This is a genomic window from Sorangium sp. So ce131 (assembly GCF_051519095.1).
In the GTDB taxonomy this organism is placed as follows: Bacteria; Myxococcota_A; Polyangia; order Polyangiales; family Polyangiaceae; genus Sorangium.
On record NZ_CP150455.1, the window covers coordinates 12,092,754 to 12,114,772 of the forward strand.

Annotated in this window: 16 protein-coding genes; 7 read left to right on the forward strand and 9 right to left on the reverse strand. The window is 72.4% G+C overall.

The window, feature by feature from the left end:
• The first annotated feature begins 192 nt into the window (after positions 1-192).
• Positions 193-615, forward strand: a complete 423-nt coding sequence (locus tag WMF43_RS43875) for a SitI3 family protein (protein WP_437674248.1) — start codon at positions 193-195, stop codon at positions 613-615.
• Between the two features lie 201 nt (positions 616-816).
• Here the strand turns inward: WMF43_RS43875 and WMF43_RS43880 are convergent, their stop codons facing one another.
• Complete coding sequence (locus tag WMF43_RS43880) at positions 817-1,761, reverse strand: alpha/beta hydrolase (RefSeq protein WP_437674250.1); 945 nt, start codon at positions 1,759-1,761, stop codon at positions 817-819.
• Positions 1,762-2,278: 517 nt separating this feature from the next.
• Here WMF43_RS43880 and WMF43_RS43885 point away from each other — a divergent pair.
• A complete protein-coding gene (locus WMF43_RS43885) occupies positions 2,279-3,883 on the forward strand; it encodes an amino acid permease (protein ID WP_437674252.1) in 1,605 nt (534 codons plus the stop codon).
• A 28-nt stretch (positions 3,884-3,911) separates the two neighbouring features.
• Here the strand turns inward: WMF43_RS43885 and WMF43_RS43890 are convergent, their stop codons facing one another.
• A complete protein-coding gene (locus WMF43_RS43890) occupies positions 3,912-5,483 on the reverse strand; it encodes a carotenoid oxygenase family protein (protein ID WP_437674254.1) in 1,572 nt (523 codons plus the stop codon).
• Positions 5,484-5,578: 95 nt separating this feature from the next.
• Complete coding sequence (locus WMF43_RS43895; RefSeq protein ID WP_437674256.1) at positions 5,579-7,171, reverse strand: AgmX/PglI C-terminal domain-containing protein; 1,593 nt, start codon at positions 7,169-7,171, stop codon at positions 5,579-5,581.
• A 557-nt stretch (positions 7,172-7,728) separates the two neighbouring features.
• On the opposite strand from WMF43_RS43895, the gene WMF43_RS43900 reads away from it, so the two are divergent.
• From WMF43_RS43900 to WMF43_RS43910, 3 genes are all read left to right on the forward strand, one after another.
• A complete protein-coding gene (locus WMF43_RS43900; RefSeq protein WP_437674258.1) occupies positions 7,729-9,747 on the forward strand; it encodes a TonB family protein in 2,019 nt (672 codons plus the stop codon).
• 68 nt (positions 9,748-9,815) lie between these two features.
• On the forward strand, positions 9,816-10,325 hold the full coding sequence (locus WMF43_RS43905; protein ID WP_437674260.1) for a TlpA family protein disulfide reductase: 510 nt from the start codon (positions 9,816-9,818) through the stop codon (positions 10,323-10,325).
• A gap of 112 nt (positions 10,326-10,437) precedes the next feature.
• Positions 10,438-11,073, forward strand: a complete 636-nt coding sequence (locus WMF43_RS43910) for an AMIN-like domain-containing (lipo)protein (protein WP_437674262.1) — start codon at positions 10,438-10,440, stop codon at positions 11,071-11,073.
• A 5-nt stretch (positions 11,074-11,078) separates the two neighbouring features.
• On the opposite strand, the gene WMF43_RS43915 is transcribed toward WMF43_RS43910, so the two are convergent.
• Positions 11,079-12,296 carry a LysM peptidoglycan-binding domain-containing protein gene (locus tag WMF43_RS43915; protein WP_437674264.1) on the reverse strand — a complete coding sequence of 406 codons (1,218 nt, stop codon included), beginning with the start codon at positions 12,294-12,296 and terminating at the stop codon, positions 11,079-11,081.
• A 95-nt stretch (positions 12,297-12,391) separates the two neighbouring features.
• Positions 12,392-13,246: a bifunctional DNA-formamidopyrimidine glycosylase/DNA-(apurinic or apyrimidinic site) lyase gene (gene mutM / locus WMF43_RS43920; protein WP_437674265.1), complete on the reverse strand. Its 855-nt coding sequence runs from the start codon at positions 13,244-13,246 to the stop codon at positions 12,392-12,394.
• 73 nt (positions 13,247-13,319) lie between these two features.
• Here mutM and recD2 point away from each other — a divergent pair, with 73 nt between their 5' ends.
• Positions 13,320-15,791, forward strand: coding sequence for an SF1B family DNA helicase RecD2 (gene recD2, locus WMF43_RS43925; protein ID WP_437674267.1), 2,472 nt, complete (start codon positions 13,320-13,322; stop codon positions 15,789-15,791).
• A gap of 382 nt (positions 15,792-16,173) precedes the next feature.
• Positions 16,174-17,307: a tetratricopeptide repeat protein gene (locus tag WMF43_RS43930; protein ID WP_437674269.1), complete on the forward strand. Its 1,134-nt coding sequence runs from the start codon at positions 16,174-16,176 to the stop codon at positions 17,305-17,307.
• A 234-nt stretch (positions 17,308-17,541) separates the two neighbouring features.
• On the opposite strand, the gene WMF43_RS43935 is transcribed toward WMF43_RS43930, so the two are convergent.
• The 4 genes from WMF43_RS43935 to WMF43_RS43950 form a co-directional block, all read right to left on the reverse strand.
• Positions 17,542-18,384 carry an HAD-IIB family hydrolase gene (locus WMF43_RS43935; protein ID WP_437674270.1) on the reverse strand — a complete coding sequence of 281 codons (843 nt, stop codon included), beginning with the start codon at positions 18,382-18,384 and terminating at the stop codon, positions 17,542-17,544.
• A 76-nt stretch (positions 18,385-18,460) separates the two neighbouring features.
• Positions 18,461-18,718, reverse strand: coding sequence for a 50S ribosomal protein L27 (gene rpmA, locus WMF43_RS43940; RefSeq protein ID WP_104985796.1), 258 nt, complete (start codon positions 18,716-18,718; stop codon positions 18,461-18,463).
• Between the two features lie 14 nt (positions 18,719-18,732).
• On the reverse strand, positions 18,733-19,041 hold the full coding sequence (gene rplU, locus WMF43_RS43945; RefSeq protein ID WP_437674273.1) for a 50S ribosomal protein L21: 309 nt from the start codon (positions 19,039-19,041) through the stop codon (positions 18,733-18,735).
• A gap of 324 nt (positions 19,042-19,365) precedes the next feature.
• Positions 19,366-21,978, reverse strand: a complete 2,613-nt coding sequence (locus WMF43_RS43950; RefSeq protein ID WP_437674274.1) for an ATP-dependent Clp protease ATP-binding subunit — start codon at positions 21,976-21,978, stop codon at positions 19,366-19,368.
• Positions 21,979-22,019 lie beyond the last annotated feature (41 nt).

Here is a 22,019-nt window from a genome sequence, read left to right on the forward strand (position 1 = left end):
TACCACGATGTGGCCACTGGCGAAGAGTTTGACTTTCACCAGCCGTTTGATCACTCGTTGGACATGACGGAGCCGACCTAAAACAGTCCAAGGCATCATCGAGAACAAGACCATCGCAGGTCTCAAAGAAGGTCTAGTCATCGAGAGAGGAAGCGCTACACGCGTCTTCCCTCCCACAGAAAGAGATCTTTGATGGCCATCAACCACTTCCTGACCATTCGCAACAGAAATCGCGCACTCGACCCCGACCTTGTACGCAAAGCGATCACGTCAGAATCTCGCTCGACCATCGATCCAATATCAAAATTCATCCTCATCGACGGGGCCACCATCAGCATTGGCTACGACGACCAGGGGCAACCGGAGGGCACCGGGATCACGCTCCCTGGCATTTGTGTGATGTTTCAGATCAAAAAGTTCAACGAGTACGAGTCTGGCATCACCCGAATGCTCCAGGTTACCGAGCGCGTTCTTCGCGAGTTCGAAGGAGAAGCGACGTTGTCATTGGACTATGAAGAGACGGTCTTGAGCAGGGTGGACGGCCAGCTGAAGAATCTCGATGTCCCTGGGTTCTGGACCCCTGCGCGACAAGCCATTTTCGCGAACATGCGGTAGTGTTCAGGCAGCGACACGAGCTCGCCAGTGCACGCTGGACCAAGATCGAAAGCAGAGCAGGGCCTCCATCGGTCAACGCGCTACGTGGGCAGGCTCACGAGCTATCACGGCAGGGCCACAGCCACGCCCAGCTTCGTCGCGGCGGCGCTCCCGAGACCCCCTCCGCCTGGTCAGGAGCATGGCGCACCGGGCCCGCCGCGCTCACGGCGGGCTCAACCCTCGCTGCACGCGCTCGTGCCAGAGCACCATCTCGATGCCGCCCGGGCCGCGGTTCCAGGCGTAGTCGTGGGGTCCGGGCACGACGAGCAACTCGTGGGCGACGCCGTCCTGCCGCAGCCGGTCGCTGATCGCCCGGATCGCGGGCAGGAACGGGTCGGCCTCGCTCGACACGAGCCGCAGCGCGACCGGGCGGCGCTCCATGGCCCGGCGCGCGAGCGCGGAGAACATCTCCGCCTCGCTCGCGCGCACCGCCGGCTGCAGCGCGCCCACCGCGCCGAAGACGTCCGGGTGCGACAGGCCGACGAGCAGCGCGAGGCGGCCTCCGAGGCTCACGCCGTCGATCCCGGTCGCCTCCCGCGCCGCCTGGCAGCCGCTCTCGGCGCGCGCTCGCGGCAGGAGCCGCTCGACGACGAACCGCCCGAAGCCCGCGGCGCCTTCCGCGGAGCGGTCGCGCAGGTCGGGCGTGAACGGCGTGGCGATGCACAGCCCGCGGTAGGGGTGCTGCGCCAGCGAGGCGTTGAGCTGCGCGAGCCGCTCGCGCGTCGCCATCTGGCCGAGATCCTCCGGCGTGAGCGGCGGCGAGGCGAGCCGCCGGAGCGCCGCGTCCAGGCGGTAGTCGTCTCGCCACCCGCGCGCGCCCACCTCCGGGCCGCGCACCGCCTCCCCGCGCCCGTGCAGCGCGACCAGCAGCGGCAGCGCCGCCGCGCCGTCGGGCGCGAGCAGCAGCGCGCGCTGCGGGCCCTCGCCCTCGCCGGCGGCCGGCTCGAACGCGAGCTCTTTCCATCCGGCGGTCGCGGCCGATCCAGTTCCTGCGGCCGATCCAGCCTCCGCGGCCGGCGGCGGCGGGTTGCTGCACCGGCACGAGGGCACGGCGAGCGCGGTGAGGCCGAGCAGCGCGCGCCGGCGCGAGAGCGGGGAAACCTTCATGGCGGCCATCGGGCGGCGAGAGCGTAGCAGCCGGCCGCGCTGCAGCCGCACGCCGCGCTGCCTGGGCCGCGCTCGCGCCGCGCTCGCCGCGCCGCCGCGCTGCCTGGCCGCGCTCGTCGCGCCGCCGCGCCGCCGCGCTGCCTGGCCGCGCTCGCCGCGCCGCCGCGCTGCCTGGCCGCGCTCGCCGCGCCATCGCGTATCGGGATCACGACAGGCAGGTTTCGCGCATCGTCAGCCCACCGGCCGCGAGATACCCGCAACGCTCCGCGCAGCGCGCTGGTCAGCCGCACGCACCCCCATGTAGGCTCAGCCTCACCGGGCGAGGGTAGGGGTCGTGTTTGCCCAGAGAGAGCTCACATGAAGGCGAGGAAGACGGGAAGATCCTTGTTCTTTTCTTCCCGCCCCCCGCCTTCATGGGCCAACCCGACCGCCACCGAGCGGCGCCGATCCTGGACGAGGGCCCGCCGGGCTCATCGGCGGACCCGGGCTCTGGACCCGTTGAAGAAAGGGACAGCTCATGAGCGGTGAGACGAAGGGGGACGCCGGCCGGCGCGACGGCGAGGGGCCGCGCGGCGTGGAGGGCGTGATCGCCGACGACGTGAAGACCCTCCACAACATGGGCTACGCCCAGGAGCTCCTGCGCCGGATGGGCGGGTTCTCCAATTTCGCGATCTCGTTCTCGATCATCTGCATCATCGCCGGCGGCATCACCTCGTTCCAGATGGGCCTTTGCAGCGTCGGCGGCGCCGGCGTCGGCATCGGCTGGCCGGTCTGCAGCGCGCTCGCGCTCTGCATCGCGCTCACGATGGGCCAGGTCGCGTCCGCGTTCCCGACCGCGGGCGGCCTGTACCACTGGGCCTCGATCCTGGGCGGCCGGGGCTTCGGCTGGGCGACCGCGTGGTTCAACCTGATCGGCCTCGTCACCGTGCTCGCGGCCATCAACGTCGGCGCCTACCTGTTCATGATGGACTCGCTCGGCCCGCTGTTCGGCGTGAACCGCGCCGAGATGGCCCCGGATCAGGCGCTGCAGATGCAGATCGTCGGGGTCACGCTGATCACCGGCACCCAGGCCCTGTTCAACCACCTCGGCATCCGCGTCACCACCCTGCTCACCGACTTCAGCGGATACCTCATCCTCGTCGTGTCGGTGATCCTCACGATCGCGATGCTCGCCTACGCGCCGCAGATCGACCTCGCGCGGCTCGTCACGTTCACGAACTACAGCGGCCCCAAGGGGGGCGACGTCTGGCCGGAGACGGACAGCATGACCCTCTTGTTCCTGCTGAGCTTCCTCCTGCCCGCATACACGATCACCGGATACGACGCGTCGGCGCACACGTCGGAGGAGACGATCGGCGCGGCGCAGACCGTCCCGCGGGGCATCGTCAGGGCGGTGCTCGTCTCCGGCATCTTCGGCTGGCTCATGCTGAGCGCCATCGTGCTCGCCATCCCGAACATGGATGAGGCCGCGCAGAAGGGCGGCGGCGTCTTCTTCTGGATCATGGAGAACGTCATCCCGGAGAAGCTCCGGATCGCGCTCTACGCCGGGATCTGCGTGGCCCAGTACCTCTGCGGGCTCGCCACCGTCACGTCGGCCTCGCGCATGACGTTCGCGTTCGCCCGCGACGGTGGGCTGCCCCTGTCGGACAAGCTGCGCCGGGTGAGCCCGAAGTTCCGCACGCCGGCGACCGCGATCTGGGTCGTCAGCGCGCTGACGGTCGGCTTCACCGTCTACACGCCGGTCTACTCGACGATCACGGCCGTCTGCGTGATCTTCCTCTACATCTCCTACGTCATGCCCACGATCATGGGCGTGCGCGCCTATGGCCGCACCTGGGTGACCATGGGGCCATGGGACCTCGGCCCCCTGTACCGGCCGCTCGCGATCATCAGCGTGCTCGCTTGCCTCATGCTGATCGTGGTCAGCGTGCAGCCGCCGAACGACAAGGCCCTTGTGATCATGCTCATCGTGTTCGCGGTGACGGCCGCCGTCTGGTTCGGGCTGGAGCGCCGCCGCTTCCAGGGGCCGCCGCAAGGGGTGATGATCCAGCAGCGGGCACGGGAGATCGAGCAGGCCGAGCGGGCGGTCGGCCAGCGCGCCGCCGCGGGCGGCGAGCGGTAGCGCCGTCCGGGCGGAAGGAGCGCGGCGCTCAGCCGCGCTCCACCCACGAGCCGTGAAACCCGTAGGGGATCCGGTGCGGGCAGCGCAGCACCGCGACCGGATCTCGCTCGATCGCCAGCGCGTCGAGGACGAGCAGATCGCTCTGATCCGTCTCGGCGTGGTACACCACCGCGAGCAGCCACCCCTCCCCCTCCGGCGTGTCCTTCCCGCGCGCAACGAAGATCGGCTCGGACGTGAAGCTCGACCGCCCGAGCTCGCGGTAGCGGCCGCGGCGCTCGAGGTGATCGTAGAGCGCGATGGCGTTGTGATGCCCTCGGCCGTCGCTGTCTCCACGCCTGCACACCATCCATCCGTACCGGTAGGGCCGCCCCGCAAACCGGGGATCGATGACCGGGAACTCCACCGGCGCCTCGTCCAGCAGGGTGTCGCTGACGACGCCTGTCTCGAGGTCGATGCGCAGCCGGGTGAGCCGCCCGTCGGGGTTCTCCGAGATCGGCGGGTTCGGGTTCTCCCCGCCGAGGTCGAAGAGCGGGAGACGCGGATACCGCACCACGTCGAGCACGACGGAGCCGCCGTCGTCGAAGGCGTTCATCGTGTGGTAGATGAAGCAGGCAGGGAGATCGACGACGCGCACCGGCGCGGCCGGATCGTCCCGCGGGACCACCACGATGCGCGCGCCTTCCGAGGGCTCCCACCGGACCGGGTTGTCGGACCTGATGTTCTCCTCCCGCATCGTCGCGGGCAGGTGATAGAAGAGCGCCCGGGTCGCGGTCACGGCGAAGTCGTGCATCATGGCCGGGAACGGCACGTCGATCTCGCGCGAGGAGCGCAAGGCGCCGTCCGGGGAGAAGACATCGTAGGTCACGTACGGCCGACGCACCGAGTAGCCGAAGGAATAGATATCGCCGCTCTCCGGATCGACCTTGGGGTGGGCGACCATGGGGCGCGCCTCCAGCGCCCCGCCGAAGGTGAAGCGCCCGCGCGTGGCGAGCGTCTCGGGGTCGAGCTCGTGCGCGGCCGCGCTCTCGATCAGCGTCAGCAGCCTTCCGGCGAGCTTGAGCACGTTGGTGTTGCTCCGGTCGTGCGCCCGCATGATCCGCCGCAGCTGGTCCTCGCGCGGCGGCAGGCCGATCAACGTGCGCAGGCGCAGCTCGACGAGCTCGGCGGGCGTGAAGCCGAGCGCCTTCCAGCCCTCGAGCGGGATCCGCCGGCCGAACGCGCGCATGCCGTCGAAGAGGGCCCGCCCCGCCTGCTCCTCCCAGCGGAGCTTGTCGGTGCGGACCCAGCGGCGGCGATGCGCGACACGCCCGTCGCCGAAGCGGAAGGCGTCCACCATGCCGTCGCCCTCGAACCAGTGATGGAGGACGGGATCGGGCGGATCGAACCGCGGCGCAGGCCCGATCCGGTAGAGCGTGCCCGCGAGCGCCGCCGGCACCGCTCCGGCCACGAGCTCGAGCGCGTCGCGCTCGGTCTCGCGCCGGAGAGGGGCGTAGTTGCCTTCGAGGAAGGGGTTTCGAAGCGCCTTGTCGGGCTCGCGCGGCGCGAGCCCGAGCGTGCTCAGGAGACGGGAGAGGGCGATCACGCCGAGACGATAGAACACGCCGCGCGCAGAGGCGACGCCGTCGCGCCCCGTCGGCGACGCCTTCGCGTCCCGTCGGGGGGCGGTCGGAGCCGCCCGCCGCCGGAAGGACGGAATCAGCTGCCGGAAGGGCTGAAGAGGATCGGGTAGGTCACCGTCACGATGCCTCCGTCCGGCGGCGGGAACGACAGGCCATAGAACGCCCGCACCACGCAGGAGGTGACGCCGGCGTCCGGCAGGTCGGAGCTGCCGCTCTGGACGCTCGACACCGCGCCGTCGCGGCCGATCACGAACGCGACCGACACGCGTCCGGCGAGGTTCGGACTGTTGCGCAGCCCGTTCTCGTAGCAGAGCCGGAAGCGGCCGAAGTTCTGCCGCACGATGCGCTGGATGACCTCGGGCGGGATCCGGCCCGAGACCACCGTCGACCCGATCGTCATGCGCGGCGAGCGCACCTTGTGGCCGGGGCCGCTGAGGAAGCGCGATCCGCCGCTGCCAGGGCCGAAGCCCTGCCCGTCGCCCAGGCCGACGCCGCGACCGATGGTGCCGATGGCCCCCATCCCGACGCCCAGATAACGACCGCCGCCGCTCTCGCCGATGCCGGTCAGCCCGAGCCCGCCCGCGCCGCCCGCCTCGTCGATCGTCTCGCCCCACATGTTGCCGAGCGCGCTCTTCGGGCCGTTGCCGAGCGCGTCCACGCCGCCCCAGGGCGCCGTGAGCGCGTTCGGATCGCCGGCCAACCCGGCCTGGAGCATGCCGCTCAGGCCGAAGTTCCCCGCGTCCTCGAGCGCCCGCGCCCGCGAGATGTGCACGTCGGGGTTGTCCTTCGGCCCCGCGATCTCCCAGCGTCCGCCCACCTTCTTGCTCGTCTCGCTCCCCGCCTTCCCCGACTCGCCGATCGCGGCCGCGCCCGTGCCGCCTTCGCGCTCGTTCGGGCGGCTGGCCTCCGCGTCCTGCTTCGCCTCGGCGAGCTCCCGCTCGGCGGTTGCATCGAGCGCCCGCGCCATCAGGTACGCCTGCTCCGCGGTCACGCCGCCCTCGTCCGCCATGGCGAGCGGCGGCATGAACGCGGCCGCGGTCGCGAGCAGGCCGACGTGGAGCAGCATCGACAGCCCGGTGAAGGGCAGGCTGCGCCGGTCGAAGCCCGCCTTGCCGGCCACGCGCCGGCCCGCCCTGCCCACCGCCACCTCGAACGTGAAGCCGCCGAGATCGAGCCTCGCGCGCGCGCCGAGCGGGAGCGCGATCTGCCGCGCCCCGTCGAGCGCCGCGCACGGCCCGGCGTGCCCCGAGGCGATCGCCTGGGCGACCGTCATCCTGGCGCTGCCGATCTCGAGGGTGCCCGACGCCCCGGCCGGTATCACGGCGCTCACCTCGCCGTCGCCGCCGACGAGCACGAGCGGCGCCCTCGCCGCGCCCAGCCGCTCCGCCGGCACGAAGAAGTCGCACGCGCCCGCCGCGCCGTCCTCCGCGCCCACATGGAAGGCGCGCGGCGGCGTCAGGTGCGCCACGTGAAGCAGGTTGTCGCCCCACCGGATCATCACCTCGACCGCCAGCGCCTCGGTCTCGCACTCCTCCGCGGGCAGCGCGGGCGCGCTCTTCACCAGCGTGTAGGTATAAGACCCCTCCGGTGCGTCTTCGGGCACATCCGCGTCGCTGGCCGGACACGGGCTGAAGGGCAGGTTGCTGAGAAACGGATTCGAGGATGCCATGGTCGGAGCCATCTTGAACGTGTCCATCTGAAACCAGCCCTTTCCCTGCTCGCGCGCGAGCGCAGCCCGGCGGCGAGCGGCATGAATCCGGCGAGCCCGGAAGAGCCCGCCGTCACCGTGCTCCGCGGCGCACGCGCGGCGCGCGGCGCGCGGCGCGCGTACGCCGCGTGTGCCGCGGAGCACCGCGTCCACGCCCAGGATCGACAGCGGCCCCCGCCCCAAGTTCCGGACCGAACGCGCTATTTCCGCGGCGATACCCCGCCCCTGGGGTGTCCGCCTCGGGGCCGCCGGCCTGCGCCACCATGCCGGCAGTCCCGCGCGCGGGACGGCGCCTCGCCCCGGCGCGAAACCCGATCGCAATATGTCGGCGCTCTCTCCTTAACCGCCCCGATCCAGGGTTCAACCAAGCTTGAATCGAGGAGATGCAGAGGGTCACGGAATGGCCGCCAGCGCAGCACGAGCCCGACGCGGGCCGGGAGGACGGAACCGAGCTTCGGGCGCCGGAACGTCAGAGTCGGAGTAGCGGTGCGCCCGTCGTCGTGCGTATAGTGAGATCCATGGGTGCGGCCAGGGGCGGCGGTCATGACCCGCTTATCAACGCGACGATCGCAGGCCGATATCGGATCGTGTCGCTGATCGCGCGCGGGGGTATGGGCAGGGTCTACCGGGCAGAGCAGTCTGCGCTGGGGCGGCTCTGCGCCCTCAAGCTCCTCTGCCCCGATGAGCGCCGCGAGCAGGATCCGGAGTTCTTCCGCCGCTTCTCGCGCGAGGCCGCCACCGCGGCGAGGCTCACCCACCCGAACTCCGTCACCGTGTTCGATTACGGCAGGGACGATCAACGCGGGATCTACTTCATCGCGATGGAGTACATCGCCGGGCGCACGCTCCACCGTGTGCTCCACGACGAGGCGCCGCTCCCGGAGGCGCGCGCGAGCCGGATCGCGCGGCAGATCTGCCGCGCGCTCGCCGAGGCGCACGGCCTCGGGCTCGTGCACCGGGATCTCAAGCCGAGCAATGTGCTGCTCGTCGATCAGGGCGACGAGAAGGACTTCGTGAAGGTGCTCGACTTCGGCCTCGTCAAGGACGTCTCCGGGCTGGAGGAGGAGCTGACCCAGAAGGGCCTGTTCATCGGGTCTCCCAAGTACACCGCGCCAGAGCAGGCGATGTGCAACGAGCTCTCGCCGCGCGCAGACATCTACTCGCTGGGCGTCCTGCTCTACGAGATGCTCTGCGGCAAGGTGCCGTTCGACAAGAAGGTGCCCACGGCGACCCTGATGGCCCACGTCAGCGAGCCGCCGCCCCCGCTCGCGGCGCGCGCGCAAGGCGCGCTCGTGTCGCCGGCGATGGAGGCCATCGTCATGCGGTGTCTCGAGAAGAGCCCGGACCGGCGCTTCCAGTCGATGAAGGAGTGCCTGCTCGCGCTGAAGAGCGCGGCGGGCGAGCCGGTCGATCTGATGTCGCGGGCGTCCGCGCCCGACCGCCTGCCCGCGTCGCAGCCCGGGGCCACGCTGCCGCCGGCGCCGTCGGTCTCGGGGCCGCGCATCTCCGCCGTCTCGCCGCCGCCGCTCGATCTCGGCGTGCGGGCCATCTCGAGGCCGCCGCTCGACTCGCTCTCTCCGCCCCAGGCTCCCCCGACGTTCAGCGGCCCTGTCGTCCCTGCTCGTCACCGGTCGCTGTCCCTCTCCCTCGTGGCGATCGTCGCGGCGGCCGTCGGCGGGGCGCTCGTGCTCGCGTTCGGCGGGCGTGCGCCGGACGCCGCGAGCGCTCCCGCGGCGCTCCAGCCCGCGGTCGTGCCGATCGCCGTCCCGGCCGAGACGTCGGCCGGCAGGGAGCCCGGCCCGGCGGCGGAGTTCAGGATCGTGCGGATCGAGAGCGCGCCGCCCGGCGCCCGCGTCTCCGACCGCGGGACGGAGGTCTGCCTGGCGACGCCGTGCCGGCTCGTGCTGCAAGGCGCCGGGAGCACGGCGGAGTACCAGCTCCAGCTGACCAAATCCGGCTACAGGCCGGCCACGCTGGTCGTGCGCCCCGGCGACGAGACCGCCTCCGTGGAGCTCCAGGCGGCCTTCGCGGGCGCGCCGGCGCTCCCGTCTCCGAGGGAGCCGGGTCCCGCCGGCGCGCCCGCCCCGGATCACGCGCCGCCGGCCGAGGCGCCGCCGCCCGCGGGGCCAGTCGCCGCGGGGCCAGTCGCCGCGGAGCCGGTCGCCGCCGGACCGCCGGAGCCTCCCCCGGGCGCGCCCGCGCCGCTTCCGGCTGCGCCGGCCGCGGCGGCGCCGGCGGCGACCGCGCCCGAGATCCTGCCGTTCCAGAGCGGGATGACGCGCCCCGTGCCGATCTCGGCGCCCACGGTGACCTACACCCGGGAGGCGCGGCAGGCCCGCGTCGAGGGGACGGCCATCGCGAAGTGTGTGGTGACCACGGCCGGCCGCCTCAAGGGGTGCCGGATCATCAAGGGTCTCCCGCACTTGGACGAGGCGGTCCTCTCGGCGCTCGCGGCGAGCCGCTACCGGCCGATCACGTTCCAGGGCCGGCCCGTCAACGTCGACTACGTCTTCTCGATCAAGCTCGTGCTGCCCTGAGGCGCTCCGCAGGGTACGTCCATGAGCGCCGCGGCCCGGGAAGCGCGCCGCGGGGAGGAGACGACGACGTGAGCGGTCATGGCCGGCGCTGGGGTGTGGGGAAAATCGCGGTGGTCCTTTTCCTTTCGGCGCTCTCGGGCTGCTCGAGGGGCGACGCCTCCCGGTCGGGGTCGTCGCGGGCCGAGATCGAGCTCGCCCCGGAGGGCGCGGCGGAGGTCCCGGCCCTGGTGCAGGAGGCGCGGGAGCGCGCCCGGCGGGAGGGCCGCGAGCTCGTCGTCTACGTGGGCGCGTCGTGGTGCGAGCCGTGCACGAGGTTCCACGACGCCGTGAAGGCGGGCCGGCTCGACGCGACCTTCCCGGCGCTGCGCCTGCTCGAGTTCGACCTCGATCGCGACCGGGATCGGCTCGCCGCGGCCGGCTACGCGTCGAAGATGATCCCGCTCTTCGTCGTGCCCGGCGAGGACGGCCGCGGCACGCCGCTGCGGATCGAGGGCTCGGTGAAGGGCGCGCGGGCGGTGGACGAGATCGTGCCCCGGCTCGAGGAGATCCTGGCCCAGGCGCGGGCGGCGGCGCGCTGACCCGCGCGGCCGCGCGCCGCCCGGCCGGGGGCGCCGCCGCTCACCGACGCTCGCCGGAACCGGCGCTCGCCGGAGTGGACGAGCGACCTCCGTGGCGCCATGAAGGGCCCTCATGAGGACCGCGACCCTGCTGCTCGCAGCCGCGACCGCGTCGCTCGCCGCGGGGTGCCGCGGCGGCGCCGGCAGCGAGCCTGCTCAGCCTGTCCCGCACGTCACGCCGATCGACACACGCGCCTCCGCCGAGCCGGCGGTCGACGACGAGCCGCCCACGCCGCGGCCCCCCAAGCGGGGCGATCCCGCGGACGAGGACGCGTTCGAGGGCACCGCGGGCGACACCGACAAGCCGCGCCCCGGCGCGCAGGTGGCGGTCCTGCGCGACGTGCGCGCGGCCCGGCACGAGCGCTACGACCGGGTCGTCTTCGAGTTCGAGGGGGACGCCGTCCCTGGCTATCACATCGAGTACATCGACAAGCCGGTGCGGCAGTGCGGCTCGGGCGACGTGGTGGAGCTCGCCGGCGACGGCTGGCTCAGCGTGCGCATCACCCCCGCCGCCGCGCACACGGACGCGGGCAAGCCGACGATCCCGTTCCGCGAGCGGAAGCTCTCGCTCGGCGTGATCCAGGAGCTCGAGCGCACGTGCGACTTCGAGGCCGACGTGACCTGGGTGCTCGGGGTCTCGTCGCCGAACCGCTACCGCGTCCTCGAGCTGAGCAAGCCCGCGAGGCTCGTCGTCGACGTGAAGCACTGAGCGGCTCAGCCGCCCAGCGCCGGACCGACGTCGTCGCGGCGCTCGGGCAGCGGCGGTTCCGCCGCCCTGGGGGGCGGCAGCCGCCGCGGCGGCACCGTGACGTGCTTGGGCGGCGGCGCGGCGGGGCCGCCCCCCGCCCGGGGGATGTTGTAGACGCGCTTCGCCTGGATGGCCGTCGAACGCAGCCCGTTGGCCCGCTTGATCGCCTCCACGGTGGTGCCGTACTGCCGCGCCAGCGAGCCGAGGGTCTGCCCCTTCTTCGCCGTGTGGCGCACGTAGTACGTCGTCGGCTTGATCGCCCCGCGCTTCACGAGCAGCGGGTACGCGCGCACGGCCGACTCCTGCGCGACCGGGCTGTAGAACCGGATGTGGATGTGGTTCGCGTGCCCCCGGGCGTGGCGGATGAGCGGGCGCGGCTTCCTCGACCCGAACTGGAACACCTCGTCCAGCCAGTCCTTGTCCTCGCCGATCTTGAGCGCGTGCTCCTTGAGCAGCCGCTGCACGCTGGAGTCGATGAGGATGAGCTCCACGTCGGTCTCGGTGATGAGCGCGCGGACGAAGGCCCAGGTGCGCTCCCGATCGAGGTTGGCGGCCGTGGCGCGCTGGTACCAGCGGTGCCGCGCGTCGAGGAAGTAGCTGATGTCGACGTCGCGCCCGGCCTGGTGGCTCTTGTGCGGGGAGAGCCGGCCGCCGCTCCGGGCGCTGATGTGCCCGATGTAGAGCTTCGGGCTCCCCGGGTGCTGCCGGTGCACCTCCGCGATCGCGCGCTCGAGCGACTCGACCGTCTCGCGCGTGCCCCAGGCGTGGTTCGGGTCGACGAGCTCCCACCGGGGGTCCTCGGGCATCCGGACCCCGTTGAGCAGCGCGCCCGCGTTGGTCGGGCCGAGCGACATCGGCCCGAGCGCCGCCGGGTCCTTCGCGAGAAGCTCCTCGATCTGGGCCTCCGTCATCGACGCGAGCGGCGAGTGCACCACCGCGCCGACGCCCGGCTCCGCCGGCGGCTCGAAGTCGTCGTCGACCTCCCCGCCGTCGTCGTGCGCCTCGGCCTCCTCCGCGGCCGCGGCCTCCTCCGCGGCGGCCCCGGGGGCGGCGGCCGGCGCGCCATGGCCCGGCTCCGCCGACACCGCGGCGGCCACGCGCAGCAGGCTCTCTCGGGACCGCGCCGCCTCCGGCGCCCTCCCGGCGCAGCCCGCGATGCCGAGGGCGCAGAGGACGGAAACCAAGGTGCTGCGCCCCATCGCGGCGCCACTATAGCGACACGCCGAAGTCGCGCCAACCGCGGCTCCGCCTCGCACCGCGCCCTCCACGCGACGTGTGTTCAGCGCTGCGGCGCCCTGCGCGGCCGCGCGCGGCGGCGCTCCGGCTGGCAGCGCGGGCAGAAGACGCTGGTCCTCCCGCCGATGGTGCGCCGCTCCAGCGCAACGCGGCAACGCGGGCACGCCTCGCCCGCGCGTGCGTAGACCTGGAACGGGTTCGGCGTCGCGCTCGACTCGGACAGGTAGGCGATCTCCCCCGCGCCGAGCGCCGCGATCGTGTGCGCGATCGACGCCTCGATGCCCGCCGCGATCGCGGCCACCTCCGCGCGCGAGAGGGAGCAGCCCGGCCGCGATGGGTGCACGCCCGCTCGGAAGAGCGCCTCGGTCACCTGGATGTTGCCGAGGCCGGCGATCACCGCCTGGTCCATGAGGATCACCTTCACGGGGCGCGCGCTCGCCCGCGCGCGTTGCGTCAAGGCGGGGACGTCGATGCCGTCGCGCAGCGGATCGGGGCCGAGCGCGGCGATCTCGGGGATGTCGCGCGGCAGGACCCCGCGCAGCACCGCGAGGCGCCCGAGGAGCCGCGGATCGCTGTAGTGGAGGACGCTGCCCGAGGCGAGCCGCAGGCGCGCGCGGCTGTGCCCCGGCGCGGGCTCTCCCGGCGCGCGGCGCACCCACTTGCCGGACATGCCGAGGTGGCTGAGCAGCACCACGCCGGCGTCGAGCTCCAGCACGAGGTACTTGCCGAAGCGCGCGAGGCGCTCGAGCGTGCGGCCCGGGAGCTCGCGCGCGAAGACGTCGGGGCTCGATCCGCGGAACACGCGCGTCCGGTCGCCCTCGGCGGACGTGATCGCGTCGCCCGTGAGGAAGCGGCGCAGGGACGCGGCGGCGTGCTCGACCTCCGGGAGCTCCGGCACCGCCGAGGACTATCACGACCCGCCGCGCACGAGGGCGTTGCCGCCGGCGCGCCTACGGCTACATGCTCCCCTCGTGCAACGGTCCCAGCGGAGCGGCGGCCCCGAGCGGGCACCCTCGGGAGGCGTCGGGGCCCCGGGCGCAGCCGCGCTGGCGCCGAACGGCGCGCCGCAGCCGCACGACCGCGGCGAGCGGCCTGCGCCGCCTGGCGAGCGGCCTGCGCCGTCCGGCGAGCGGCACGCCGCGGCCGGCGCGGGCCAGCAGAAGCTCTTCTCGGCGAGGGAGGTGGCCGGCGACGGATCCGTGACCGTGGAGGGAGAGGTCGTCCGGGTCACCTACGAGAACGAGGCGAGCGGCTTCCGGGTGCTGCGGGTGGAGGTCGCGGCCGGCGCCGCGCCCGAGGTCTGGGTCGGGGTGTTCCCGCAGGTCGGCCCTGGCACCCGCGTGCGCGCGACGGGGCGCTACGGGCGCGATCCGAAGCACGGCGAGCAGCTCAAGGTCGAGACGCTGCTGCCGATCGCCCCCTCCACGCTCGAGGGGCTCGAGCGTTACCTCGGGTCCGGCATGGTGCAGGGGATCGGCCCCGCGTACGCGAAGCGGATCGTGGAGGCGTTCGGCGCCGAGACGCTGGACATCCTCGACCGCTCGCCGGAGCGGCTCGCCGAGGTCCCGGGGCTCGGCCACCGGCGGGCGCAGGCGGTCGCGAAGGCGTGGGCGTCGCAGCGGGCGATCGGCGCCATCATGATCTTCCTCCAGGCGCACGGCGCGTCCCCGGCGCTGGCGAGCCGCATCTACAAGCGGTTCGGCCCCAACGCGATCGACATCGTCTCCCGCTCGCCTTACCGGCTCGCGCTCGACGTGTGGGGCATCGGGTTCAAGACGGCCGACCGGATCGCGCGCTCGATCGGCGTCCGGGCCGACTCGCCGGAGCGGGCGCAGGCGGGCGTGCTGCAGACGCTCGTCGATCTGTCCACGCGCGGGCACACGCTCGCGGAGCGGCCGGAGCTCGCCGAGCTCGCCGCGACGATGCTCGAGCGCGACGCCGCCGAGGTCGACAGCGCCATCGACGCGCTCGCGGCGAGCGGCCACGTGCGGCTCGAGCAGCTGTCGACCGGCGGGGTCGCCGTCTACCCGAAGGACCTCTACGAGGCCGAGGTGCGGCTCGCGCGCCGGATGCGCGCGCTGCTCGGGGGCGGCGAGGACGCGGGCGCGGGCGACGCGCGCCTCGCGGAGGGCGTCGGCGCGGCGATCGAGGCGTTCGAGGCGAAGACGAAGGTCTCGCTGGCGCCCGCGCAGCGGGCCGCCGTGGAGCAGGCGGCGCGGAACAAGGTGTTGGTCATCACCGGCGGCCCGGGCGTGGGCAAGACGACCATCGTCCGCGCCATCCTCGCGCTCTTCGACCGCGCGCGGCTGCCCGTGCGGCTCGCGGCGCCGACCGGCCGCGCCGCCAAGCGGATGAGCGAGGCGACGGGGCGCGAGGCCGTCACCCTCCACCGGCTGCTCGAGTTCGACCCGAAGCAGCGCAAGTTCGGGCGCCAGCGGGGCCGGCCGATCGAGGCGAGCGCGATCGTGGTCGACGAGGCGTCGATGCTCGACCTCGCGCTCGCCGACGCGCTCCTCCAGGCCACGGCCGACGCGGCGCGGCTCGTCCTGGTGGGCGACGTGGATCAGCTCCCGTCGGTCGGCCCGGGCGCGGTGCTGCGGGACGTGATCGCCTCGGGCGAGGTGCCCACGGTGCGCCTCACGCAGATCTTCCGGCAGGCCGAGGGCAGCCTCATCGTCCGGAACGCGCACCGCATCCACGACGGCGAGCCGCCGGAGGGCGCGCGCGGGCCCGGCGGCGAGTTTTACGTGATCGAGCGGACCGAGGCCGAGGCGGCCGCGGATCTGATCCTCCACCTCGTCACCGAGCGCGTCGCCAAGGGGTTCGGGCTGGATCCGCGGCGCGACGTCCAGGTGCTGACGCCGATGCACAAGGGCGAGGCGGGGGCGATCGCGCTGAACGCGCGCCTCCAGGCGGCGCTGAACCCCGAGGGCCCGAGCGTGACGCGCGGCGCGCGCACGCTGCGGCTCGGCGACAAGGTGATGCAGCTCCGCAACGACTACGATCGCGAGGTCTACAACGGCGACGTCGGCTTCGTCATCGACGTGAACGCCGAGGAGCGGAAGCTCATGGTGCGCTTCGACGATCGCGAGGTCGGCTACGAGGAAGCGGAGCTCGACGAGCTGACGCTCGCGTACGCGACGAGCATCCACAAGAGCCAGGGCAGCGAGTATCCGGCCGTGATCGTGCCGATCCTCACCCAGCATTTCGTCATGCTCTCGCGGAACCTCATCTACACGGCGGTCACGCGCGGCAAGCGGCTCGTGGTGCTCGTCGCGGATCCGCGGGCGGTGTCGCTGGCGCTGGCGGAGACCCGCAGGGAGGAGCGCCGCACCCACCTCGCGGAGCGGTTGCGCGCCGCGGCGGGCGCCAGAGCGACGCCCGCCGTCGGGCCGCTGCGCGAGCCCACGCCGGCACTCGCCGCCGGGCCGCGACTCGACTAGGACGGCGCCGGAGAGGGCGAGCGACATGGGCGTCCGTGACGGCAAGAGCGACGAGGACGACGAGCACAAGGGCAACGGCGGCGATCCCACGAGCGAGGGCGCGCCAAGCGCCGCGGCCGCGGGGACGGCCGCGCGGGGAACGGCTACGCGGGCAGGAGAAGCGGCGCGGCTCTCGTGGAGCGCGTCCGGCGCCGGCGCAGCCGGGCTGACCAGGGCGCGCGCGCTGAGAGCTCCCCCGTTGCCCGGGTGGACGCCCCCTGCTAGCGTTCGCGCCCCCTCTACTCGAACGACGGCCCCCATTCAGGCGCGCAGGGTACCGGGGCGAGGCTGGGCGATTCCTGCCCCTCGGCGCGCGTGGGGGCGAGATCTCGGAGCATCGACGATGACGACCAACGGACAGCAGCAGGCGGCTGGGCTCAATATCAGCGGAGGGGCGGCGATCGTCGCGCCCGTGAGCGCGTTTCCGAACGGGGTTCCGGGGAACGCGCTCATCGTCATCCCGATGAACAAGCCGACGGACGAGCTGAAGGGCCTGCTCGAGAAGGGCCCCACGGCGGTGACCGTCGATCAGATGTGGCAGCTGCTCGGCTTCAATGGGCCTGCCGTGCAGGTGCAGGACGACCAGGGGCGCCCGATCGCGATCGGCCTGGAGGACCTGCTCGCCGGCCTCGAGAAGCACTGGACCGAGCAGCCTGACGACCTGAACCGCGGGCGCATCTACGCGCAGGAGCTCCTCAAGCACAACCGGCTGCAGCGCGCGGAGCAGGTGCTCTCGAAGGTGGTGGCGAAGGGCGGCACGGGCGACGACTGGCTCGCGCTCGGCATCGCGCAGCTCTCGCAGGACAAACACGACAAGGCCGAGGGGACGCTGAAGGGGGCGCAGAACCTCCTCAAGGACAACCCCTACCCCTCGCTGCACCTCGCGAAGCTCTACCAGGCGCGCAAGGACGACGCGAAGGAGCGCGAGTTCATCGAGAAGGCGATCGCGATCGACGCGGGGTGTATCGACGCGTGGGCCTACCTCTTCCAGTACCTGAAGCAGCGCGGCGACGAGGCGAGCGCGGTCGCCGAGATCGAGAAGTTCTCGGCCGACAAGAAGACGGCGGCGCCGTACATCGCGATCCAGGGCTTCTACGCGGCCAACGAGGAGACGCGCGACAAGGCCGTCGAGTACGCGAAGAAGGCCGTCGACCACAACCCGGACGACCCGCTGGCGCTGCTCTGCCTGTCGGCGCTGTACGGGCAGAAGAACGACCTCGAGGCGGTGGTCCGCCTGCTCCAGCCGCACGAGGCGAAGATGAGCCGCGACGTGCGCCTGGCCAACAACTACTTCGAGGCGCTCTTCCAGTCGCGCCAGCTCGAGAAGGTGACGAAGCTCTTGAACGCGCTCGCTGGCTCTCCGAACAAGGAGGTCAAGCAGTTCGCCATCGAGCGTTCGCGCGCCGTCGCGCAGTACCTGCAGCAGCAGCAGCAGCAGCTCGCCGCCGCGGCCCAGCCCGCGCAGCGCAAGGCCTGATCGAGACGCGCACCGGGAGCGCTCTCCGCAGCGCTCCCGCATGCCCGCCGGCGCCATCGCCGGCGATCGTACGTTCCCCCTCCCTACGTTCCCCTCCCTAGCTGGTCCGTGAAACGCGCCCGGCGCTGAGCGAGCAGCCGCGCTGCCCCGCACGACGCGTCCAGGCGCTCAGCAACCCGAGCACGTTCAGCGCGCGCGTTCGGCGACAGCGGCGCGTTCGGCGACCGGAGGCGCTCAGCGGCCGAAGGCGCGGTAGATCGCCTCGGCGATCCCGCCGCCCCGCAGGCCGTCGGCCTCGAGGCGGTCTGTCGCGGCCTGCTTCACGTTCTCGGGCGCCTGGCCCATGACGAAGGAGCGACCTGCGACCTCGAACATCGGCACGTCGTTGAGCCAGTCGCCCACGACGACCACGTCGGACGGCGTGCAGCCGTAGTGCTCCGCGAGCCACGTGATCGCCGTCCCCTTCGTCGACCCCGCGGCGCGGACCATCATCGCGAAGACGTTCGTGCGGCCGTCGTTCATGAAGGGAAACGACACGACCGAGGCGGCCTGGCCGAGCTCGGACCGGATCTCCTCGACCGCGGCCGCGATCTGCGGCTCGGTCCCGACCGCCACCAGCGCGAGCAGGCCGTGATCGTGCTCCCAGTACGGGTGCGACGAGACGCGCTCGACCTCGGCGATGGCGTGCGACCAGCCCCGGACGTAGTGGACATGCGGCGTGCCGGACGCGTCGTGGACGATGCTGTCCTGCGCGAAGAGGAAACACGCCGTCGCGTGCCGCTCGGTGATCGAGCGCAGGAGGGCAGCCTCGTTGCCGGAGATCGTGCGCGAGTAGAGGTGCGCGTCCCCATCGGTGTGCACGATGTGGCTGCCGTCGACGCACGCGATGGGACCGATCACACCGACCCGCCGCGCGACGTCGCGCGTCCCCGAGTACAGGCGGCCGGTCGCGATGGAGACCGGAACGCCGGCGGCCTGCAGCCGAGCGATGGCGAGGAGGTCTTCGTCGTGGATCGAGCCATCTCGACGGACCAGGGTCCCGTCGACGTCGATGGCGAAGAGCTTGTACGTGGTCACCGCGCTTGGATAGGTCGGGAGCGCGACTTGGTCCAGCGGGTGGCCCTGATCGAGGGCTCACCCGCGTGAACAGGGCTCAGGAAGCCGGGTAGACCGACACCTGCTTCTTGGTGTTGCTCTTCCACTCGTACTTCACGACGCCGTCGATGAGGGCGAAGAGCGTGAAGTCGCGGCCGGTGCCGACGTTGTGGCCGGCGTGGAGCGAGGAGCCGACCTGGCGGACCAGGATGTTGCCTGCGCGCACGGGCGCCCCGGCGTAGACCTTCACCCCGCGCCGCTGCGCGTTCGAGTCGCGGCCGTTCCTGGAGGAGCCGCCGCCTTTTTTGTGAGCCATCTCTACTTCTCCTGCTAGGCGGTGATGCCGGTGATCTTGAGCTCGGTGTACGGCTGGCGGTGGCCGTTCTTGCGACGGTAGTTCTTCCGGCGCTTGAACTTGAAGACCACGATCTTCTTGCCGCGGTCCTGCCCGGTGATCTCGGCGGCGACGGAGGCGCCGCTCACGAGGGGCCTGCCAATCTTGGGGGAGTCTCCGCCGACGAGGAGGACCTCGCTGAAGGTGACCTTGTCACCCGCGTTGCCGGTGAGCTTCTCGACCCGGAGCTTCTGACCTTCGGCGACCCGATACTGCTTGCCGCCCGTCCTGATGACCGCGTACATGGTGCGTCTTCCTCAACTGGGGACCGCGATTCCCTCGAGATCTCTCACCGCACGCCGCGCAACGGCTCTCGATCCGAGTGCCCGGTGAGCGAGGGAGCGGCAGTATACGGACCTCGCGCTCCTTGGCAAGTGGTTCGCTGCCCCCGGGGCCCAGGATCTTCGCCCGCGGGCCGAGCCGCCGGAGGCCTCCCCTGCCCGCTCGCCGGGCTCAGGTCGACGGGCTCAGCCAGAGCGCGTTCCCACGTCCCGGGCCCGACCCACGTGCCGGGCCCAGGCGCCGGAGCAGCCGGAAGCGGCGCTGAGAACCGGCCGATCCGCCGCGCGTCACGCCTTGGTGAAGACGAACTTCTCCTCGGACACGTCGACCTGCATCGTCTGCCCGGCCTTGTAACCGCCGGCCAGGATCGTCTCGGCGAGCGGGTTCTGGAGCTCGCGCAGGATGGCCCGCTTCAGCGGGCGCGCGCCGAGGCTCGGCTCGTAGCCGAGCTCGACGAGCCGCGCCTTCGCGGCGTCCGTGAGCGTGAGGCGGATCTCCTTGTCCGTGAGCAGCCGCTCGAGGCGCCGGAGCTGGATGTCGACGATGCCCCGGAGATCCTCCTTGCTGAGCGCCTTGAACACGACGACGTCGTCGACGCGGTTCAGGAACTCGGGGCGGAAGAACCCGCGCAGCTCTTCCAGCAGCACGTCGCGGATCGCCTCGCGGCCGTCCTCCGTGGCCCAGAGCTTGGCGTCGGTCTCGAGCACGCGCTTCGACCCGATGTTCGACGTCATGATCACGACCGTGTTCGAGAAGTCGGCCGTGCGCCCGCGGCCGTCGGTCAGCCGGCCGTCGTCGAGGATCTGGAGCAGCAGGTTGAACACGTCCGCGTGGGCCTTCTCGACCTCGTCGAACAGGAGCACGCTGTACGGCCTGCGCCGCGCCGCCTCCGTGAGGAAGCCGCCCTGCTCGCTGTCGGCGTACCCGGGCGGCGCGCCGATCAGGCGCTGGGCCATGTGGCGCTCCATGAACTCGCTCATGTCCATGCGGGTGAGCGCCTGCTCGTCGTCGAACAGGAACTCCGCGAGCGCCTTCGCGAGCTCCGTCTTGCCGACGCCGCTCGGGCCGAGGAACAGGAACGAGCCGATCGGCTTGCCCGGATCGCGCAGGCCGACGCGCCCGCGGCGCACCGCCTTCGCGATCGCGCGCACCGCCTCATCCTGCCCGACCACGCGCTGCGCGAGCCGCTCCTCCATCTTGAGGAGCTTCTCGGCCTCGCCCTCGAGCATCTTGGCCACCGGGATGCCGGTCCACTCGTTGAGCGTGGCGGCCACGTCCGACTCGCTGACCACGTTCGAGGTGGGCGCGACCCCCTCGCGCTGCGCGGCCTCCTCGGCCGCCTGGAGACGCCGCTTGATCTCGGGGATCGTCACGTGCTCGAGCTCGCCGATCTTGGCGAACGCCTTGTCCCGCTGGGCGGCCTTCAGGGCGTCCGTCGCGGCGACGAGCTCCCGCCGGATCGCCTGGCACGCGGCGATGACGCCCCGGCGCGACGCGTTGCGGGTGCGCATCGCCTGCGCCTTCGGATCGATCTCCGCGAGCTCCGCCTCCAGGCGCGCGCGGGTCTGGACGCTCAGCTTGTCGTCGTCGTCCGCGAGCGCGGCGATCTGGGCGCGGAGCGCCTCGACGCGCCGGGTCAGCGTGTCGAGCTCCGCCGGCACCCCGTCGACCTCCACCCGCTTGCGCGCCGACGTCTCGTCGAGCAGGTCCACGGCCGTGTCGGGGAGCGCGCGATCCGAGATGTACCGCTTGGCCAGCGCGACCGCCGAGGCGATCGCGCTCTCGCCCACCCGCACGCGGTGGTGGGCCTCGTACTTCGTCGCGATCCCGCGCAGGATCTCGGTCGCCTGATCGATGCTCGGCGCGTCGAGCGTGATGGTCGAGAAGCGGCGGATGATCCCGGGGTCGCGATCGTTGATCTTCCGCACGCCCTCCGGCGTCGTGGTGGCGATGATCCGGATCTCCCCGCGCGACAGGAGCGGCTTCAGGAGCTCTCCCACCCCCGACCCCTGCACCCCCTGGCCGAAGAGCGCGTCGAGGTCTTCCACGACAAGGATGCTCTCGGCGTCCTGCGCGCCGCGCAGGCGATCGACGAGCACCTTGAGGCGCTGCTCGATCTCGCCGCGGAGCTTGGCCCCGGCGACGAGCGCTCCGGTGTCGAGCTCGTAGAGGTGGGCACCCGCCAGGTTCGAGGGCACGTCGCCGTGGGCGATCCGGTCGGCGAGGCCCCGGATGAGCGCGGTCTTGCCCACCCCTGGCTCGCCGACGATGAGCGGGTGGTTCTTGAACCGCCGCTCGAGGATCTGCAGCAGGCGCCGCGCCTCGAGGTCGCGCCCGATGACGGGGTCGAACCGCCCCTCCCGGGCGTCGGCGACGAGATCCCGCGTGTAGGGCGCGGGCTGGCCGGGCTCCGACGCCCCGGCCGGCGCGGGCGACGGCTCCCGCGAGGCCGCCTCCAGCGCCCCGAGGTGCGGCCGGAACGCGCCGGGGCCGATCCCGAACGAGGACAGGATCTCCCCCGCGGGCCCCCGGATCTCCTGGGCGAGGGCGTGGAGCAGGTGCTCGATGCCCACGTTCGCCGACTTGTCCCGCGTGGCCTCCCGCTCGGCGCGCCCCAGCAAATCGAGCAGGCGCGGGCTCACGTACGCCACCCCGCTGCCCGCCTTCGGCAGCTTCTTCAGCGCGTTCTCCGCGAGCTGGAGCACCTCGTTCGGCTCGGCGCCCGCCCGACGAAACACCTCGGACACGCCCCGGTCTCGCTCGAGCAACCTCATCAGCAGGTGCAGCGGCGCGACCTCGGCGTGCTGGCGCTCGTCCGCGATCTGCTGAGCGCCGGCGACGACCTGCTTCGCGTCGCTGGTGTAGCGATCGAGGTGAATCGTCCCCTCTTTTTCAGGCATGCGCGCAGCCTACCTCACGCGGCGCGGTGCGCACTTGCATC